This window comes from Pseudaeromonas pectinilytica, assembly GCF_054780855.1.
The window spans coordinates 1-5,269 of the sequence record NZ_BAAGVN010000043.1 but is presented as its reverse complement, the minus strand read 5'-3'; the positions used below and the strand labels follow the sequence as shown (position 1 = coordinate 5,269).

Genomic DNA, 5,269 nt, shown 5'->3' with positions numbered 1-5,269 from the left:
AAAACAGAACACTTGGAGAAGGTGCTGATTGCCGGATTATCCGTATCGCTCAAAAACTAGACACTCATGCGTTCGCCCTGCGATACGGCCACAGCCCGGCTCATAAAAACATCAGACTGCATAAAGAACGGCAGAAATTCAGGAATTACATTTTTAGGGTTTGCCTCAAGCACCATCGCATGTGCCGAACAAATACAATCCCAGTCTGCGACAGCTACTTTGCGCTGATAGGCGCGACGCTTACCAAAAATAATTTGACCCTTTTTCACCAGAAGCTTTTGGCCTTCAACATCACTTGGCACACCGTGGCGCTTAATTTTTAGACTATCTGAATCCAAATGCTCCAGCCCGACATAGATTTCAAGGTCAGTTTCACTGGGCTCGACACGTTTGGAAATATGTTTGGCGATATCGCCAAACTTTACTGTTTGCCAGCCGTCGGGTAATTGTTGCTCGCTCATTTACTGCTCCACCTTGCTAACTTCAGTCTCAAACCCCAGCTCAGCAAGGCTTTGGAATAACTTATTGGTCTGCTTTTTCAATTGCACACGGCTAACTTTCCATGCCTCGATGGCATGTTCAATATCGTGCACTTCGCCATTATTTTGTGCTTGCACATACAGCGGGATAGACAGGTTGTAGAGGTTCTCTTTAAGGGTGTCGATATCCACCAAAGCGGTAATTTCGCTTTGCTTCTCGGGCGTAAAGTAAGCCTCGCATAACACGGATAAATCCTCATCCGATAAGCGGCTGTGGGCGCGCTCGCGGGTAACGTGTTCCACCCCATTGATAAACAACACCTTGTTTTTGCGCTCGGCGGGTTTATTGCAATTAAGCACCACCACGCAAGATTCCATCGGCGAGTTGTAAAACAGGTTGGGCCCAAGGCCAATCACCGCTTCGATAATGTCCGACTCAATGACTTGTTTACGGATGCTTTGCTCGGAATCACGGAACAAAACGCCGTGTGGCCAGAGCATCGCAGCGCGGCCCGTGTCGGGTTTTAGGCTTTTGATGATATGGGTGTAAAACGCATAGTCGGCACAGCCTTGTGGCGGCACACCGTAGAGGTTGCGGCCATATGGATCGGCGGCAAACTTGTCACGGTTCCACTTTTTGATGGAATAAGGCGGGTTGGCGAAAATCACATCAAACTGTTTGAGCCGATCGTTTTCAATAAACTTGGGCTCGGCCAGCGTATCACCGCGCAGTACATCGAACTCTTCAATGTCGTGCAGAAACATATTCATACGGGCGATGGCCGAGGTGAGCAAGTTGACCTCTTGGCCATACAAATGAACGCTTCGCCATTCTTCACCACGAGAACGCAAATCCATTACCGCATTAAGCAACATACCACCGGTGCCGCAGGTCGGGTCATAGGCTGTTTCACCGGGTTTTAAGCCCATAATGCGGGTCATTAAATGCACCACGGTACGGTTGGTATAAAACTCGGCAGCGGTATGGCCTGAGTCGTCGGCAAACTTTTTAATCAGGTATTCGTAGGCTTCGCCCAGGTCATCTTGGGCGACCGACTGAATACCCAATGGAATTTTACTAAAGTGCTCAATGAGATCGGCCAACAGGTGATCAGGCAGGCGCTCTTTATTGGTCCACTGGGCATCACCAAACACCCCATGCAAACGCGGGTTATTGGCCTCAATTAAGCGCAGCGCAGTTTGAATGGCCTCGCCAATGTTTTTACTGGTGTGACGAACCGTTTCCCAGCGCGCATCTTGCGGAATATCAAAACGGTGGTGCATGGGCATGGCGGCATATTCGGCATCGCCTGCGTGGATCTCCAGAGCCTCAGTGTATTCTTCTAAGTACACATCCGACAGACGCTTATAGAACAGCAGCGGAAAGATGTACTGCTTGTAGTCTGATGCATCGATTTGGCCGCGCAAAAACTCGGCGGCCCCCCAGAGTAAATCCTCTAATTTTTTCTTATTTAATGCGCTCATAGTTCAAACCCTTCTTGCATAAGCAGGGCCTCTAGTTCATTTTCTGCTTTTTCTAATGAGGCCAGCTTTTGCTGGAAGTCTTTTAGTGCTTCTTCCACCGTGATGGTTTCTTCTTCAAGAGGTTTTTGTACATAACGTGCAATATTTAAATTGAAGTCGTTTTCTTCAATCTCACTATGGGGAACCCAACGCGCTACCCCGTCGATGTCATTTGCTTCAGGGCCTTTGGTGCGCATTTTTCGATAGATGTCGTAAATGTCATCCGCTTGGGTTTCTGACAAGGAATTCTGTGCCCGCCCCTTGGTGAATATTTCTTCGGCATTGATGATTAGCACGTGATCCTTGTGTGCATCAGGCCGTTGTTTGCGCAGCACTAAAATACAGGCCGGAATGCCGGTACCGTAGAACAGGTTAGAAGCAACACCGACTACCGCAACAATGCGATTTTCTTTGAGTAAATGCTCACGAATGAGACCTTCAGCCCCACCACGGAACAGCACACCATGGGGCAATACCACCGCCATGCGGCCATGGTCGTTCAAGGATGCAAACATATGTTGTACCCAGGCAAAATCGCCATTGGTTTTGGGTGCCAGACCATATTGGTTGCGGCCATACGGATCGGCCGACCAAAGATCGTAACCCCATTCCTTTAAACTGAACGGTGGGTTGGCGATAACGCAATCAAAGGTTTCCAGGCGATCACTGACCAAAAATTTGGGCTCTCGCAGGGTATCGCCACGGACGATGTCGAAATCTTCCTGGCCATGCAAGAAGAGGTTCATACGGGCAATGGCTTCAGTGGTCAGGTTCTTTTCCTGGCCTTTGATTTTGAGCAGGCGGGGATCTCCACCATTGTCTTTAACGTGGTGAATGGTTTCTAGCAGCATGCCGCCCGTACCACAGGCAGGATCGTAAACACTTTCGCCTGCTTGCGGGTCTAGGATGTTCACCATTAAGCGCACAATGGTACGCGGGGTATAGAACTCACCGGCTTTTTTGTTGGTTTTATCAGCAAAGCGTTTAATGAGGTATTCGTATGCGCGGCCCATGTCGTCGTCGCGTACTGAGGCAACACCTAGATTTACTTTGTTGAAATGGTCAAGCAACGTAATCAGTAGCTCATCTGATAGGCGTTCTTTGTTGGTCCAACTGGCATCACCAAATATGCCATGTAACTTTGGATTCGCGAGTTCAATTCCACGAAATGACTCTTTCAGTGCCTGGCCAATATCTTTGGTTTCGGCAAAGACATCTTTCCAATGACAATATGCAGGAATTTGGATGCGGTGGAACATATCCCCTTTGGCAAGCTCAGCATCACCAACCTTTTCCATCGCTTCGAGAAACTCTTCATCGTATACATCGCAGATACGCTTAAAGAATAAGATTGGAAATATGTATGTTTTGTAGTCAGAAGCGTCAATAGGCCCGGTAATAATATGGGCAGCATGCCAAAGGTGTGCTTCTAAGTCTTTTTGGGATATCAACGTCATTACTGTTTGTTCTCTTGAGTTTCAGGCTCATAACCGGGCGCGAGCAGCAGATTGTCTACCCCGTATAACATTGCGGTATTTTGTAGCCATAAATGATATTCATCGCAGGACAAGATGTGCTGTTTTGAACAGTCAATTTTCCAGTGACGCAGCACATAGCCAGCAGTAGCTGCTCGAACTTGGATTTTTAACATGTTGTTCACCATCCCATACTCGGTTGCGATGGTGTCTGGGTGAGTCAGCCCAGGATGCGGAACAACGTTCAGGTCTAAGATTCTGTTCCATTGGTTGTCAGCCGATTTGGTTTGCTCTGCGGGGATTTCTTCCTCTATACGGATCGGCAACTCAATGCGGTTTACAACAAAATCGGCAAAACGCTTCCGGGCTCTATCGTATGCGCGAACATGCCAACGCAACCCATTATCGACCAGAGCAAAAGGCACGATCTCTCGTTCACTGATACCGCTCGACAATGACCGATACCGAACCTTCAAAAGCTGTTTGTTATGAATAGCGCACGTGATACAGGCCAACGTGGCGATATTGGGGAAATTAAGCTGTGTAGGAGCCTCACAGGCGACAATGGGTTTCTGATTGCCAACGAAGTCATCGGCAAAGCCATGTAGCAAGGCCGCAAGTGTCTGACTGCCGGTGTATTCAAAAAGCGGGGTAAAACCTTCGCGCTGTATGTAAGTTTTAGCTTTGGTGTCGTATTCGATGTTTCTGGGAGCAAGCTCTTTATAGAGTGAGAGGTCGCGAGAGGCCGCTGCTTCCTTGATGCCAAAACGTGATACCAGATCAGTGCGGTTCACCGAACCCAGGAAGTAGAGTTTGAAATCGATGTGGAATAGGCGCTCCCGCTGAGACTGGTTAACTGCCGCCAACTGTTCATCGATGTTTTGTGCGTTGGGCATTCTATTCCTTGTTATCTATCGGCTAAAACATTCATGCTCTCAAGCTGCTGAGCCGGGTCGCTAGCGCTGGTAACCACTGAAGGCCGCATGCAACTATCTTTGTAGTCTGTATTTGTAATTGATACACAAGTGCGTGTCAATATGATGACCACTATCCTTTTGATATGTAATTTATTATTGGTTTAATAGATGCACAAATCTCAACGCCCAGCCCTCTATCGACTCCACTGGTATATTGCCAGCCTCAGCCCCCTGGTGCTTAGGGTGATTAATGCCAACCTGGTTGAGCTCGCCGAAGAGGGAGTCCAACAATTCGTTCGGCCAGGCAATCGATTTTGCAACAATGCCTTTGCGAATCTGTGTGAAATGCTCAATCCACCGTGACAACTTCGCCGCGCTCCAACTGTGCCAATGATTCGTTGAGGTGAACGGCGTTCGCGGGATTGCTGAACAGATAGATCCTCTCCAACATGGCCTCATATTCACCAGCATCGACCATGACAATGTCGGGTGCATCTCGGCACATGACGCGCACAGGTTCGGCACTGTCTCTTGATCAGATCTTGATCCCCTGTGCCATCAAATCCTTGGCGGCAAGAAAGCCATCCAGTTTACTTTGCAGGGCTTCCCAGCCTTCCCAGAGGGCGCCCCAGCTGGCAATTCCGGTTCGCTTGCTGTCCATAAAGCCCCCCAGTCTGGCTATCGCCATGTAGGCCCACTGCAAGCTCCCGGCGCGCTCTTTGCGCTTGCGTTTTCCCTTGTCCAGATAGCCCAGTAGCTGACATTCATCCTGGGTCAGCACCGTTTTTGCGGACTGGCTTTCTACGTGTTCCGCTTCCTTTAGCAGCCCTTGCGCCCTGAGTGCTTGCGGCAGCGTGAAGCTTTCTCTGAGCTG

Annotated in this window: 5 protein-coding genes and 2 pseudogenes; all 7 read right to left on the bottom strand. The window is 49.0% G+C overall.

Features of this window, described 5'->3' with window-relative positions:
- Positions 1-56 precede the first annotated feature (56 nt).
- Entirely contained in the window at positions 57-461 is a 405-nt protein-coding gene (locus tag ACYVG7_RS04080; RefSeq protein WP_460881961.1) for a restriction endonuclease subunit S, read from the bottom strand.
- Positions 462-1,964: a type I restriction-modification system subunit M gene (locus ACYVG7_RS04075; protein ID WP_460881960.1), complete on the bottom strand. Its 1,503-nt coding sequence runs from the start codon at positions 1,962-1,964 to the stop codon at positions 462-464. It lies immediately after the preceding gene.
- Entirely contained in the window at positions 1,961-3,460 is a 1,500-nt protein-coding gene (locus ACYVG7_RS04070; RefSeq protein WP_460881959.1) for a type I restriction-modification system subunit M, read from the bottom strand. The genes ACYVG7_RS04075 and ACYVG7_RS04070 overlap by 4 nt, the downstream gene beginning before the upstream one ends.
- Positions 3,460-4,374, bottom strand: coding sequence for a WYL domain-containing protein (locus ACYVG7_RS04065; protein ID WP_460881958.1), 915 nt, complete (start codon positions 4,372-4,374; stop codon positions 3,460-3,462). Before ACYVG7_RS04065 ends, ACYVG7_RS04070 begins: the two co-directional genes overlap by 1 nt.
- A gap of 174 nt (positions 4,375-4,548) precedes the next feature.
- Positions 4,549-4,761: a Tn7-like element transposition protein TnsE gene (locus tag ACYVG7_RS04060; protein WP_420361469.1), complete on the bottom strand. Its 213-nt coding sequence runs from the start codon at positions 4,759-4,761 to the stop codon at positions 4,549-4,551.
- A pseudogene (locus ACYVG7_RS04055) lies at positions 4,745-4,915 on the bottom strand (type II toxin-antitoxin system Phd/YefM family antitoxin); the annotation flags it as partial. The pseudogene ACYVG7_RS04055 and the gene ACYVG7_RS04060, both read right to left, overlap by 17 nt.
- A 15-nt stretch (positions 4,916-4,930) precedes the next feature.
- A pseudogene (locus tag ACYVG7_RS04050) lies at positions 4,931-5,269 on the bottom strand (IS4 family transposase); the annotation flags it as partial.